Origin of the sequence: Bacillus sp. FSL K6-0255 (genome assembly GCF_045040725.1) — a bacterium.
Classification (GTDB): domain Bacteria; phylum Bacillota; class Bacilli; order Bacillales; family Bacillaceae; genus Bacillus; species Bacillus subtilis.
Map to the genome: position 1 here is coordinate 3,710,988 of NZ_CP150278.1, position 13,015 is coordinate 3,724,002.

Genomic DNA, 13,015 nt, shown 5'->3' on the forward strand with positions numbered 1-13,015 from the left:
ACTATAAACAGAGACAGCGTGTTTCCTTGTGAACTATGTCACACACTCTGCTTTTTTCACAAAATGTTCACACAAAGGAGAAGGAAGGCTGCGTTCAGGCAGGACGCTTGGGTCATTAGCTGCCTTTCATTCAAAGATCAAAAAAAACCGGCTCTATTTAAGAACCGGGCTCAGCGTTTTCATCCTGTGATGTATGCAGATACCGCAAAAATAATTGATAGGAACAAAAAACATTTTGCTGAAGCATAGCCAAAAAGTTCATTTGCAGCTGCGGATGATAAGACATCATTTTCTTAAATATGTAATATGGGATGTTGAGAATCAGAATGTCTGAAGTGGCATTGACTGAGATAAAGGGCGATAAATAAAGCCCGCCTTTTTCATCAATCGGAAACACATCGCCTTTTTCCCACAGCGCAACGGTTTTCGACCCTTCAGGGAGCCTTGTGTCCATAAAACGGACACTGCCTTTTAATACAATATAAACAGATTGAGAATGAAGAAAAGATGGAGACTGATCACATGAACCGCGGATAAACGTGCCGTTTTTCAGCAAGGTTTCGACAATGGATAGAGGCACTTCATTAAACATAGGAAGTTGTTTCAGAAATAATAAATAGTCACACTGATTCATAGGAAAACCTCCTGTGCTAAGGATAGCTTTAGTGTAGCTCGACTGAGCCTGTACAGCAGTGATGTATTTCACAGCCTGTATGATGAATGTCACTTATCAGGAGGGTGAATGCATTTATAATGAAAGAAAAAAGGAGGATTTCGATGAAGGCGCTGATTCCGAAGCAGCACGGGGCGTGGGCGATGCTGCTGATCCCATTTTTACTCGGCATGGTCAAGGGAGGCCCCGTTATTTGGCATATTCCGCTCTTCCTTGGTTGGCTTTTCCTATACTTAGCGGTTTATCCCGTTACGCTTGCCTTAAAAAAGAAACAAAGCAAACCATATCAAAAGTGGATGTGTTATTACGGTTTTCCCACCTGCTGCTTTTTGATGATCTCGGTCTTTCATAAGCCGCCTCTCATCTGGGTGGGCGTTTCTTTACTGCCGCTGTTTCTCATACATATGTATTTTGCCCGCAGAAAAAACGAACGAGCCTTATTGAATGATGTTGCAGGTGTCTTGTTCTTTTGTTCGGGCGGGTTTGCGAGCTGCTGGCTGGGGATGGGAACCCTTGACGGCTGGGCTTGGTTTATTTTCTTGCAGTCTGCTTTATTTTTTATCGGGAGTTCCTTTTATGTGAAATCGGTGATCCGCGAGAGAAAAAACAGGGCATTTGCATACTGGTCATGGGGATATCACCTGCTGCTCCCCTTTTTATCCGCTCTTTTCGGAGCAGGATGGGCGTTTCTCGCTTTTATCCCGAGCAGCTTGCGGGCATGGTTTTTTCATGGAAGGGATTGGCCCGTAAAAACGATTGGCATTCTGGAAATCGTGAATGCCTGCTTCTTTCTTGCCGTCATGTGCCTGTTTATCACAAGGTAAAAAAACAAGGACACCGCTGTCCTTGTTTTTTTCAGTCAATATTGCAAATCTCCAGCGGGCAATTTTCACACTCAATCTCACATCGTAAATAGTCCCGCTTGTGCAAAATAATTTTTCCGGATTCGTCTATCGAAATAACCCCTTTTTTGCGGAGATCTCCGAGCATACGATTGACGCTTTCCCGTGCAGCCGCGCAAAACTTTGCCAAATCCTGATTTGTCAGGACAATGTTAATCAGAATGCCGTCGCTTCGCTCCACTCCGTAGCTGTTTGATAAACGGATAAGGGTGGAATAGAGCGCCCCCTTTTTGCCATGAAGAAGCAGATCCCTGATTTTGGACTGAATCTTCCGGAGGTGCGTGCTCATCCATTTCATGAACTCAAATGTCAAAGCGCCATTTTGGATTAATTCTTTTTCCAGCTTATTTTTATTAATGACGAGCACCTCGCCATCCTCTAACACTTTTGCACTGAGCATATACCTTGGTTCTTCAGTGAAAAGTGTTAATTCTCCGACGATATCATGCTTTTGGCAGATTCTAAGCGTCAGGTCTTTTCCGTCAGATGTCAGCTTGCCGATTTCAATGAGTCCTGATTGAATCAGATAAAGCTCTTCTGCATCCATTCCTTCTCGAAACAAATACGTGTGTTTTTCCATTTTTCTTTTCGTGCTGATCGATTCCAGCAATTCATGCAGATCGCTGGATATAAGATCACTATCAGATGGTCGAACAGAGAGAAAATTCATGAGCTCACCTCGAAGAAAGTCACGTTGTGTGTTTATTGTAACGTGAATTGATTTGTACCCATCGAGAAAAAACTAACAATCTTGTGAATGCCCCAGTGTTAGTTGATGCTCTGGCTGTTTCTCTCCGTGTGTGTTTTCATTCTTTCCTGCCAATACATCCATATGACAAGGACAAAACTGGCTAACGCCACCTCTGAAAGCGCCATAAACCCGATCGCGTACTGGCCTGTTGCCTGAAATACACTCGCCAATATGAGCGGAGGAAAAAAGCCGCCTAAACCGCCCATGGCAGACACAATCCCATTGGCAATCCCCGCTTGCTTCGAAAAATAGAAAGGCACCAGTTTAAAAACAGTTCCGTTTCCTATGCCTGAGCAGACGGCCACGGTTAATGATCCAAACGTATAAAGGCCGATTGTCGGCGAGAACGATAGGATAATGCCTGATAATGTAAGCCCGGCAAAAACAAACATCAAGATGCGGAGCGGGCTTATTTTATCAGCCAGGAATCCGCCCGCAGGCCTGAGCAGCGTAGAAACCGCAATAAAGCCAGCCGTCCGCAAGCCGGCATCTGCAGGATTCAGCCCAAAATGCTCCACCAGAAAGTTAGGCAGATAGATAGTGAAGGCGACAAAGGCACCGAACGTAATAAAATAAAACAGGCTCAGAAACCATAGCACATGATTTCGGTAAACAGCTTTGATTTGAGTCTTAACAGAAACTTTGACCTTCTTCTCATGCCTGTCGCCAAACAATACGTGCAGTAAGGCAAAGACAGCCAGCAAAATCAGATACATTTGCACGGTTGATTTCCACCCGACGGCTTGAGCGATAATCGGCGCTGCAAATGTCGTAACGGCTGTCCCGATATTTCCTGCACCGTAAATCCCATTGACGACACCGTGCTTTTCTTTCGGATAATATTTCGGGAGGGAGGTCACCCCAATGGAAAACACCGCTCCCCCGATCCCTAAGAAAAAGCCGCCTGCGATTAAATCAAACAGAGAATCCGCGATACTGATCCAAAATACAGGAAATAAAAGCAAGATGAAGCTGACCATAAACATGAGCCGCGCGCCAAACCTGTTCGTTAAATACCCTAAAGGAATGCGGAGAAGCGACCCGAGGATCACAGGAATTGCCGTCACCAAAGAAATCTCACCCTTGCTTAAATGAATATCTAATGTGATTTGGGAAATGAGTGATGAAATCAGCACCCAAACCATAAACCCTGCCACCAAGCTTAATGACTGTAACGATAATTGAATGTGTTGACGGTTGATCATTTGGCTTGCCCCTTTCAATGATTCAATAATCAGTCTTATCATACAAAAACTCGGCAAACAGGATTGTGAATTACATCACACGTTTTTCTCATAAAAAAAGGACAAAGCCCGAAGACTTTGTCCTTTTGATCGTAATTACATTTTTTCCGGAGCCGATACGCCGATCAGCTGAAGCGCATTGTTCAGCGTAATTTGCGTTGCCTTCATTAAAGCCAGGCGCGCGCGGCTTTTCTCTTCATTTTCAGGGTCGATGACTTTCTCTGCGTTGTAGAAGCTGTGCAGAGCAGAAGCCAGATCATAAATATAGTTTGTGACACGGTGCGGAATTCGTTTTTCCGCTGCTTCCGCCACTGCCTCTGGGAAGCCGCCGATCGTTTTCAGCAGATCGTATTCTTTTTCTGATTGAATATGGCTGAAATCAAGATCTGCCGCCGGTTTAAGTCCCTGCTCTTCCCCTTGGCGAAGCATGCTGCAAATACGGGCATGCGCGTATTGTGCATAATACACAGGGTTTTCGTTAGATGTTGATACAGCAAGATCTAAGTCAAAATCCATATGGGTGTCCGCACTTCGCATCGCAAAGAAGTAACGAACGGCATCCAAGCCGACTTCTTCTATCAGGTCACGCATCGTTACGGCTTTACCGGTCCGTTTGCTCATTTTCATTTTCTCGCCGTTTTTGTAAAGGTGAACGAGCTGAATGATTTCTACTTCAAGCGTTCCTTTTTCATAGCCCAGCGCTTCAATTGCCGCTTTCATACGCGGGATGTAGCCGTGGTGATCGGCGCCCCAAACGTTGATCAGCTTATCAAAGCCGCGGTCAAGCTTGTCCTTATGATACGCGATATCAGGAAGCAGGTACGTGTACGTGCCGTCCTTCTTGATCAATACGCGGTCTTTATCATCGCCGAACGTCGTGGAACGGAACCAAGTCGCGCCGTCTTCTTCATAGACATGGCCTTTTTCGCGGAGCGCTTCAAGCGCCGTGTCGATTTTTCCATTTTGGTACAGTGAAGTTTCGGAATACCACACATCAAACGGCACACGGAAGTTTTCCAAGTCCTTGCGAAGCTTGTCCAGCTCGTATTTCAGGCCGTATTCACGGAAAAACGCGAGGCGTTCACTTTCCTCTTCGTTAACGAAACGGTCACCGTATTCCTCAGCGAGACGCTTTCCGATCGCAATGATATCCTCGCCGCGGTAGCCATCCTCCGGCATCGGTTTTTCCAATCCGAGCGCTTCAAAGTAACGGACTTCAACAGAAAGCGCCAGATTGTTGATTTGGTTTCCCGCATCGTTAATGTAGTATTCGCGGCTTACATCGTAACCCGCTTTTGAAAGCACGTTGCACAAGGAATCGCCGACAGCCGCCCCGCGCGCATGCCCGAGGTGAAGGTCTCCCGTCGGATTCGCTGATACGAATTCTACCTGAACTCGTTCACCGTTTCCGATGTTCGTTTCCCCGTATGCTTCCCCTGCTTCCAGTACAGACGGAATCAGCTTTGTTAAATATTGATTGTTCATATAGAAATTGATAAAACCCGGGCCGGCGATATCCAGTTTTTCAATCGAAGCCTTTCCTTTATCAAAATGGGCGACAATCTCTTCAGCGATTTGGCGCGGCGCTTTTTTTGCCACTCTTGCCAGCTGCATCGCCATATTCGTTGAGTAGTCGCCGTGTGTTTTATCTTTCGGTGTTTCTAAAACAACATTGGGAATCTGGCTTTCTTCAGCCAGTCCCGCTTTCAGAACGGCCGCTTTAATTTCTTCTTTCAGCACGTCCTTCATTTGTTCCGCAATGTTCATGCGTGAGTTCCTCCCTCATACGTGATCGTCATATTATGTAAATGCTCCTGCTCGTCTCCGACATGCATGTCATATGCGATGCTGATACGGCCTTTTTCTTCATCGAGATCAGATTGAATCGATTTTGTGCTTGTTTTCAGCTCAAGCTCACCAAATGACATTTTATATTTAGCAATTGTGGAAGCTCCCGTTACGAAACGCTGATTCATTTTGACAGCGCCTGACCTCATGACCAGGACTTCGCCTTCGCTTACTTTCACAATCGTTTTGACTTTGCCTAAGTCGTGTTCTTCATAATAAGATAGATACACTTTATTTTGTTTTACATAGTAAAATCCGGTGGTGCGGAATTCGATGACTTCTTGGTTTCCGTCATCCTCGATCACAGACTTCACATGGAGTGTTATCGGTGTCTCTTGCTTCATTCTGACACGTCCTTTTCATCATTCCACTTTGACTTGAATAGTATAATCATTCGGTTTGTAAACTTCAACTGCTTCTATCTTACCATCATTGCTCATCAGATTTGAAGATAAACCTCATAAAAAGCATTTCCTTATATAGAAGAGAAAATCATATCACTAATTACCTTTAGGAAATGTTACATTTTTCCGAAATCTATCATTTTCTTTTCACATTTTTTTCAAATTATATGTATTGAATTAGTAATTTGATAGTTTTAAGATAAAAGTACAACATAGATCTGCTAGAAAAACAAAAAAGGGAGGATTCAATTATGAAAAAAGCTGTCATTGTAGAAAACAAAGGTTGTGCAACATGCTCGATCGGAGCCGCTTGTCTAGTGGACGGTCCTATCCCTGATTTTGAAATTGCCGGTGCAACAGGTCTATTCGGTCTATGGGGGTAAGGATCTCCCAAAAGGGCATAGTCATTCTACTATGCCCTTTTTAAGTAAATTACAATTTTTAACTAAAATCTACCTCTTGGATATACATACACAACCGTTTTTCATTTGAATCATATGTATAGGGGATGGTATTTTGTTTATAGAGCAGATGTTTCCATTTATTAATGAAAGTGTAAGAGTTCACCAGCTTCCTGAGGGCGGCGTGTTAGAAATCGACTACTTGCGCGATAATGTCTCCATTTCTGACTTTGAGTATTTGGATCTTAACAAAACGGCTTACGAGCTCTGCATGCGCATGGATGGCCAAAAAACAGCTGAGCAGATTTTAGCTGAGCAATGTGCAGTGTATGATGAATCACCGGAAGACCATAAAGATTGGTATTACGACATGCTCAACATGCTCCAGAACAAGCAGGTGATCCAGTTTGGAAACCGGGCCAGCCGCCATACCATCACCACGAGCGGAAGCAATGAATTTCCGATGCCCCTGCACGCCACCTTTGAACTGACGCACCGCTGTAATTTGAAATGCGCCCACTGTTATTTGGAAAGCTCACCTGAAGCGCTCGGCACCGTGTCGATTGAGCAATTCAAAAAAACGGCTGATATGCTGTTTGATAACGGTGTATTGACATGCGAAATCACAGGCGGAGAAATTTTTGTCCATCCAAACGCCAATGAGATTCTTGACTATGTGTGTAAAAAGTTCAAAAAAGTCGCTGTCTTAACAAACGGAACACTCATGCGAAAAGAGAGCCTGGAGCTTTTGAAGACTTACAAGCAAAAAATCATCGTCGGCATTTCTCTTGATAGTGTCAATTCCGAGGTCCATGACTCCTTTAGAGGGAGAAAAGGCTCTTTTGCCCAAACTTGTAAAACGATAAAATTGTTGAGTGACCACGGTATATTTGTCAGAGTCGCCATGTCTGTCTTCGAAAAAAACATGTGGGAAATCCACGATATGGCCCAAAAGGTTCGGGATCTCGGGGCGAAGGCGTTTTCTTACAATTGGGTTGATGATTTCGGAAGAGGCAGAGATATTGTCCATCCAACGAAAGACGCCGAGCAGCACCGCAAATTTATGGAATACGAGCAAAATGTGATTGATGAGTTTAAAGATCTGATTCCGATTATTCCCTATGAGAGAAAACGCGCGGCAAATTGCGGCGCTGGCTGGAAGTCCATTGTGATCAGCCCGTTCGGCGAAGTACGTCCATGCGCCCTCTTTCCAAAGGAATTTTCATTGGGAAATATTTTTCATGATTCCTATGAAAGCATCTTTAACTCCCCTCTCGTCCATAAACTGTGGCAAGCGCAGGCGCCGCGGTTCAGCGAACATTGCATGAAAGACAAATGCCCGTTCAGCGGCTATTGCGGAGGCTGTTACTTAAAAGGGCTGAACTCTAACAAATATCACCGAAAAAACATTTGCTCTTGGGCGAAAAATGAACAATTAGAAGACGTGGTCCAGCTTATTTAGGAGGGAAACGATTTGTCACCAGCACAAAGAAGAATTTTACTGTATATCCTTTCATTTATCTTTGTCATCGGCGCAGTCGTCTATTTTGTCAAAAGCGACTATCTATTTACGCTGATTTTCATTGCCATTGCCATTCTGTTCGGGATGCGCGCGCGGAAGGCTGACTCGCGATGAGCATTTTGGATATACACGATGTATCCGTTTGGTATGAACGGGACAACGTCATCTTAGAACAAGTGGATTTACATTTAGAAAAAGGCGCCGTTTACGGGTTGCTTGGGGTAAACGGCGCCGGAAAAACGACACTGATTAATACGCTGACAGGCGTGAACCGCAATTTCAGCGGGCGCTTTACCCTGTGCGGAATTGAAGCGGAGGCCGGCATGCCGCAGAAAACATCAGATCAGCTGAAGACTCACCGTTACTTCGCCGCCGATTATCCGCTGCTATTTACAGAAATTACGGCGAAGGACTATGTGTCTTTCGTCCATTCGCTTTATCAAAAGGATTTTTCAGAGCAGCAGTTTACCAGTTTGGCCGAGGCCTTTCATTTTTCGAAATACATCAACAGGAGAATTTCGGAGCTTTCCTTGGGGAACAGGCAAAAGGTTGTATTGATGACAGGCTTATTGCTGCGCGCTCCCCTGTTTATTTTGGATGAGCCGCTCGTCGGTTTGGATGTGGAATCGATAGAGGTCTTTTATCAGAAAATGCGCGAGTACTGTGAAGCAGGCGGGACCATTTTGTTTTCTTCTCATCTGCTCGATGTCGTGCAAAGATTTTGTGATTATGCGGCTATTCTTCACAACAAACAGATCCAAAAGGTCATTCCGATTGGAGAGGAGACCGATCTGCGGCGGGAATTTTTTGAGGTGATCGGCCATGAATAACATAATCCCCATCATGTCTTTGCTGTTCAAACAGCTTTACAGCCGGCAAGGGAAAAAGGACGCCATCCGCATTGCCGCAGGCCTTGTCATTCTGGCCGTGTTTGAAATCGGGCTGATCCGCCAGGCCGGCATTGATGAATCGGTGTTGCGCAAAACGTATATCATACTCGCGCTTCTCTTAATGAACGCATATATGGTGTTTCTTTCTGTGACATCTCAATGGAAGGAATCTTATATGAAACTGAGCTGCCTGCTGCCGATTTCTTCACGGAGCTTTTGGCTCGCCCAGAGTGTCGTTTTGTTTGTCGATACCTGTTTGAGAAGAACTTTATTCTTTTTTATTTTACCGCTGTTCTTATTTGGAAACGGAACGCTGTCAGGGGCGCAAACATTGTTTTGGCTCGGCAGGTTTTCGTTTTTTACCGTTTACTCCATTATTTTCGGAGTTGTGCTAAGCAACCACTTCGTCAAAAAGAAGAACTTGATGTTTCTGCTGCATGCGGCGATATTCGCCTGTGTATGTATCAGCGCCGCTTTGATGCCGGCCGCCACGCTTCCGCTTTGCGCGGTTCATATCCTGTGGGCGGTGATCATTGACTTTCCTGTCTTTCTGCAGGCGCCTCCGCAGCAGAGCAAGATGCATTCATTTATGCGGCGATCTGAATTTTCGTTTTACAAAAGAGAATGGAACCGATTTATCTCTTCTAAAGCGATGCTGTTAAATTACGCGGTGATGGCGGCGTTCAGCGGCTTCTTTTCGTTCCAGATGATGAATACCGGCATCTTCAATCAGCAAGTGATTTATATCGTGATTTCCGCGCTTTTGCTCATCAGCTCACCAATCGCCCTTTTGTATTCGATTGAAAAAAACGACCGGATGCTGCTTATCACGCTTCCGATCAAGCGGAAAACGATGTTTTGGGCGAAATATCGCTTTTATTCAGGCCTATTGGCAGGCGGATTTCTCCTTGTCGTGATGATTGTGGGTTTCATCAGCGGCCGTCCGATTTCAGTTCTCACTTTTTTGCAGTGCATTGAGTTGCTGCTGGCGGGAGCTTTTATCAGGTTAACTGCAGATGAAAAAAGGCCCTCCTTCAGCTGGCAGACGGAGCAGCAGCTATGGAGCGGTTTCTCAAAATATCGGTCTTATCTGTTTTGTCTTCCCCTATTCTTAGCCACATTAGCCGGCACCGCTGTATCCTTGGCGGTCATTCCGATAGCCGGTCTGGTCATAGTCTATTACCTGCAAAAACAGGATGGTGGTTTCTTTGATACAAGCAAAAGAGAACGGCTTGGAAGTTAACCTGCTGAAGACTCATCAATTTTCAACTATTTCAATCGCCGCGAGCTTTCTGAAACCGATCGAAAGCGCGGCGGAACCTGAGGAAGAAACGATTTATTTTTACGGCGCCGCCGCATACCTGAAGGAGCAAATCATTGACGCTTTTGGTTATGCTGCCGGCAGCCGTTTCATGTACTCAGCGAATCTCTTTTTTGATCAGCAGCTGAAAACCTGCGGGACCCGTTTGATTCACCCATTATATAACGGGAATCTTCATGTTGACGCCCTGATGAAAACTTTTGCAGACTTGTCTTTCCCTTCTTCTCTTTCATTCGAAGCATTTGAAAAGGCCAGGAATGAGCTGCTGCTGAAAATCGAAAAGAAATTCACTGATCCCTTCTCCTACTCGGCGGCTCGCTTGGCTGAGGAGGTCTTCGGAAACCCGATGTACGGCACAGGCATGTTTGGCCGGAAAGACAGGATAGAGGCGATTCATCCTAAACGGTTTCTCGACGCAACGGACTTTATCGTTGATTTAGTGTCCCAGCAAAAACAGCTGAACATATTGGGACAAGTACAAGCATGTGATGTTCGGGGACATGCCCCGCAAACGTCCGCTGTAACGTCCGGAAGAATACCCGTAAACCGGCATGTTTTTGAAACAGAGACACGCAGCGCTGCAGGTCCTTCCGTCTTGACACTCGGATTTGACTGCGGAGAGATGAAAGATGCCAGCGATTATATCAAAATACAGCTAATAGACGGATTACTGGGAAAGTACGGCCATTCCGCTTTATTCAAGCACTTCAGAGAGAAGGATCTGGCAGTCTATCACGTTATCACCCGTTACGATGTCATGAACAATTTGCTGCTTGTTTCAATATGTACAGATCAGCTTCATGAGATAGACATTCCCCCGCGCGTTTTGGAAGCTGTCTCAGCTTTTCATACAGATGAGCGGGAACTAGAACAGGCAAAGCAGTTTTTACGCAATGAATTGCTGCTGCAATTCGATTCTCCCGAAGGTCTATTGGCCTATATGGGGATCCTGCGCCGCTTCTCCTGCACGAAAGAAGCCTTGCTGGATGGCATCTCAGCGGTTACATGCCGTGATGTATTGCAATTCATAGCGACCATCAATTATATCGGAGCTCATGTAGTAAGGGGATGAAGAGATGGAAAAGAAAGCCTTTTTTCAACAACTGGATGAACGAACCGATATCAGATACACAGACAGCGGACTAAAAATATTCAGATTGAAATTCCCCCGCGCCCACCTGCGGCTGTGCAATGTAAAAATCGATTTTGGAAGCCGGGATGTATGTATACGGGCAGAATCCGGTGATACACTGCTTCCGTATGGCACAGCGCATTTTTTAGAGCATCTTCTCTTCTGGCATAACGGCCGCAATCTGTACAGTGATTTTTTTGCGCATGGCGCGCTTTTAAACGCATTCACTACCTACACCGATACCAATTTCATGTTTACCTCATTACCGGATCGGCTCAGACAAACGATCCCCATCCTGCTTGATGCTTTATGGAACCACTCATTTGACAAGAAGATTGTCGCTCAGGAAAAAGCTGTGATTACAAGCGAAATTCAAACAGCACACCTTAACCATCAGCTCTCATATCATTATCAGCTGATCAGCATGCTTTCTCCCTCCTCACCAGCTGCCGTTTTCCCCGCAGGCAGAATCGAAGATATTGAGGCGCTGGACATCAGTGATTTACAAAAAGCCTATAAGGCTGCCTACCAAGCCCATCGGATGACGCTGTTTTTGATTGGGGGCTCAGAAAATACAGAAACGCTTTTGCCTCCTCACCTCCAGCTGGAAAAGCGTCCGGATTATCATGCTGAAAGAAAAATCATCCCGGCATGCCCTCCAGCCCTCTCACAAAAAATGGTGCTGGGTGATGAGGAGCGGATGGAAGATACATGGACCGGATTACAGATCGGCGCACTTCCCGGGCAAAACGATCTGTTGGCGATAAAGCTTTATTGGGATATCGCGGCTCGTATTCTATTTCAATTAGATTCACCGTTTTTTCAAGAGATTCAGCAAACGTACCGCCTAGAAATCGATCGTTTGTCAGCCGAGACTTATATCTATGAGGATGGCGGTTTCTTGATCCTTCACAGTCAAGGGACCCATTCTTCAGCTTATATCGATGTGGCTTCATACTATGTCACACAGAAGAAAGAACAGGTTGCCGCCTGGCTTCAATACGGCAAGGACTCTTTGACAGACGCGATCATTTATGACAGCGATTATGTGCGTAAATGCTTCGAGTGGGCAGCCGAGTGTGACAGGTGCGATTGCTCGTTTCTTGACATGTACCACATCATTCAAGATATGGATGCGCAGGTTTTCTTGTCTCTCATTGATGCAATGGCATCTTCTAACAAAGCGATCATTCACATTTCTCAGAAAGAGGCGATCAGACAATGAAAAAAAACACTGTCTTTACCCTTTTATTGCTGCTTATAGGTATGGCGGCTTATTCCTTCGGCTGGGTTCAGGCCGTTGCCGAAGCCGCCGCCCAATATGTACAGATGATCAACAATGATGCTGTGCGGCTCGGGCTGCTGGCTTGTACCGCTGCCCTCCTGATGCTGCCTGCTTTTCTCTATCTTCATTATGTCACCCAATCCGTGAAAAACATGACAGCAGCTTTTCAGAAACTCACACAGTCTCATCAAAGCTGCTGTGACTTTCAGCAACACAACTTGTGCAGCCGATATGCAGAAGACGTCAAATCGCTGCGTGACAGCTATAAAAACGTCCGCCAAACATACGTGATGGCTGCCGTGTTGTGCCAAGTCATCATATTCGGCTGCATGTTCGAAATCGTTAAAGCCGTCCCTTTCCGCCTTCACACGCCCCCTGCCCTTTCAATGGGACTTGCGATGCTACTGATCCTGTATTTATTGTTTTGCATGCGAACGTATTTGCGGCAGCTTTTCCGGCACGGCAGCCTGTTCAGAAAAGTGTTTGCGGGAGCGCTGGCAGCAGCCGGGATTTGGTGGATGCTCAGTTTCTCTATAAGTGAACTGCTGTTTCTGATTATCCTGGCTACCATTCAGCAAATCGGATCATTTATTTATAAACGATTCTCTTATCGCAGCACCGCTTCTCTTGATCTATAAAATA

The 13,015-nt window shown here is 45.4% G+C and carries 15 protein-coding genes; 10 read left to right on the forward strand and 5 right to left on the reverse strand.

Annotated features, from left to right (window positions below; translation table 11 throughout):
• Window positions 1-157: 157 nt before the first annotated feature.
• Window positions 158-634 (reverse strand): Crp/Fnr family transcriptional regulator ArfM, encoded by a 477-nt coding sequence (arfM, locus tag MHB62_RS19345; protein WP_003243032.1) that lies wholly within the window; start codon window positions 632-634, stop codon window positions 158-160.
• Window positions 635-777: 143 nt separating this feature from the next.
• Here arfM and MHB62_RS19350 point away from each other — a divergent pair, with 143 nt between their 5' ends.
• Entirely contained in the window at window positions 778-1,497 is a 720-nt protein-coding gene (locus MHB62_RS19350; RefSeq protein WP_003243773.1) for a YwiC-like family protein, read from the forward strand.
• A gap of 31 nt (window positions 1,498-1,528) precedes the next feature.
• Here the strand turns inward: MHB62_RS19350 and fnr are convergent, their stop codons facing one another.
• From fnr to MHB62_RS19370, 4 genes are all read right to left on the reverse strand, one after another.
• Window positions 1,529-2,245 (reverse strand): fumarate/nitrate reduction transcriptional regulator Fnr, encoded by a 717-nt coding sequence (gene fnr / locus MHB62_RS19355; protein ID WP_003227573.1) that lies wholly within the window; start codon window positions 2,243-2,245, stop codon window positions 1,529-1,531.
• A 98-nt stretch (window positions 2,246-2,343) separates the two neighbouring features.
• Entirely contained in the window at window positions 2,344-3,531 is a 1,188-nt protein-coding gene (narK, locus tag MHB62_RS19360) for a nitrate transporter NarK (protein WP_032722689.1), read from the reverse strand.
• Between the two features lie 135 nt (window positions 3,532-3,666).
• The gene (gene argS / locus MHB62_RS19365; RefSeq protein ID WP_015250994.1) at window positions 3,667-5,337 is read right to left on the reverse strand and encodes an arginine--tRNA ligase; all 1,671 of its coding nucleotides are present in this window, start codon (window positions 5,335-5,337) and stop codon (window positions 3,667-3,669) included.
• Window positions 5,334-5,762, reverse strand: coding sequence for a DUF1934 domain-containing protein (locus MHB62_RS19370; protein WP_003243604.1), 429 nt, complete (start codon window positions 5,760-5,762; stop codon window positions 5,334-5,336). The genes argS and MHB62_RS19370 overlap by 4 nt, the downstream gene beginning before the upstream one ends.
• A gap of 311 nt (window positions 5,763-6,073) precedes the next feature.
• Here MHB62_RS19370 and sboA point away from each other — a divergent pair, with 311 nt between their 5' ends.
• The 9 genes from sboA to albG are packed head-to-tail and all read left to right on the forward strand — an operon-like array spanning window position 6,074 to window position 13,011.
• Window positions 6,074-6,205: a subtilosin A gene (gene sboA / locus MHB62_RS19375; RefSeq protein ID WP_003222002.1), complete on the forward strand. Its 132-nt coding sequence runs from the start codon at window positions 6,074-6,076 to the stop codon at window positions 6,203-6,205.
• On the forward strand, window positions 6,162-6,314 hold the full coding sequence (sboX, locus tag MHB62_RS19380) for a bacteriocin-like protein SboX (protein WP_010886632.1): 153 nt from the start codon (window positions 6,162-6,164) through the stop codon (window positions 6,312-6,314). Before sboA ends, sboX begins: the two co-directional genes overlap by 44 nt.
• A gap of 24 nt (window positions 6,315-6,338) precedes the next feature.
• Window positions 6,339-7,685, forward strand: a complete 1,347-nt coding sequence (gene albA, locus MHB62_RS19385) for a subtilosin maturase AlbA (protein WP_032722691.1) — start codon at window positions 6,339-6,341, stop codon at window positions 7,683-7,685.
• 12 nt (window positions 7,686-7,697) lie between these two features.
• On the forward strand, window positions 7,698-7,859 hold the full coding sequence (gene albB, locus MHB62_RS19390) for an antilisterial bacteriocin subtilosin biosynthesis protein AlbB (RefSeq protein ID WP_003222006.1): 162 nt from the start codon (window positions 7,698-7,700) through the stop codon (window positions 7,857-7,859).
• The gene (locus MHB62_RS19395) at window positions 7,856-8,575 is read left to right on the forward strand and encodes an ATP-binding cassette domain-containing protein (RefSeq protein ID WP_032722693.1); all 720 of its coding nucleotides are present in this window, start codon (window positions 7,856-7,858) and stop codon (window positions 8,573-8,575) included. The genes albB and MHB62_RS19395 overlap by 4 nt, the downstream gene beginning before the upstream one ends.
• A complete protein-coding gene (gene albD, locus MHB62_RS19400) occupies window positions 8,568-9,878 on the forward strand; it encodes an antilisterial bacteriocin subtilosin biosynthesis protein AlbD (RefSeq protein ID WP_019712818.1) in 1,311 nt (436 codons plus the stop codon). Before MHB62_RS19395 ends, albD begins: the two co-directional genes overlap by 8 nt.
• The gene (gene albE / locus MHB62_RS19405) at window positions 9,868-11,028 is read left to right on the forward strand and encodes an antilisterial bacteriocin subtilosin biosynthesis protein AlbE (protein ID WP_080287644.1); all 1,161 of its coding nucleotides are present in this window, start codon (window positions 9,868-9,870) and stop codon (window positions 11,026-11,028) included. The genes albD and albE overlap by 11 nt, the downstream gene beginning before the upstream one ends.
• 4 nt (window positions 11,029-11,032) lie before the next feature.
• A complete protein-coding gene (locus MHB62_RS19410) occupies window positions 11,033-12,313 on the forward strand; it encodes a pitrilysin family protein (protein WP_032722698.1) in 1,281 nt (426 codons plus the stop codon).
• A complete protein-coding gene (albG, locus tag MHB62_RS19415; protein WP_015250988.1) occupies window positions 12,310-13,011 on the forward strand; it encodes an antilisterial bacteriocin subtilosin biosynthesis protein AlbG in 702 nt (233 codons plus the stop codon). The genes MHB62_RS19410 and albG overlap by 4 nt, the downstream gene beginning before the upstream one ends.
• Window positions 13,012-13,015: the final 4 nt, after the last annotated feature.